The sequence below is a fragment of the Salmonella sp. NW177 genome (assembly GCF_051811585.1).
Taxonomy (GTDB): Bacteria; Pseudomonadota; Gammaproteobacteria; order Enterobacterales; family Enterobacteriaceae; genus Salmonella; species Salmonella enterica.
In genome coordinates this window covers 1-286 of record NZ_JAMMZV010000038.1, presented here as the reverse complement: position 1 = coordinate 286, position 286 = coordinate 1, and the positions used below count along the sequence as shown (strand labels likewise).

Annotated in this window: 1 tRNA gene and 1 other RNA gene; both read left to right on the top strand. The window is 50.0% G+C overall.

The window, feature by feature from the left end:
- Window positions 1-6 precede the first annotated feature (6 nt).
- Window positions 7-175, top strand: a non-coding RNA gene (locus tag NA986_RS24395) — RtT sRNA.
- A 34-nt stretch (window positions 176-209) separates the two neighbouring features.
- Window positions 210-285: transfer RNA gene (locus NA986_RS24390), tRNA-Lys, on the top strand.
- The last annotated feature ends 1 nt before the right edge of the window (window position 286 follow it).

The window sequence follows — 286 nt, the reverse complement described above, 5'->3', positions numbered from 1 at the left end:
GGTCGTTAGCTCAGTTGGTAGAGCAGTTGACTTTTAATCAATTGGTCGCAGGTTCGAATCCTGCACGACCCACCAATATACAAGGTGGTAACTGGTAGAGAACGTGAAGGATAACGTTGCTTTAGCAACGGCCCGAAGGGCGAGGCGAAGCCGAGTCATCCTGCACGACCCACCATCCTGAATGATTGAAGCAGTAACCCTTATCCAAGGGGTCGTTAGCTCAGTTGGTAGAGCAGTTGACTTTTAATCAATTGGTCGCAGGTTCGAATCCTGCACGACCCACCAA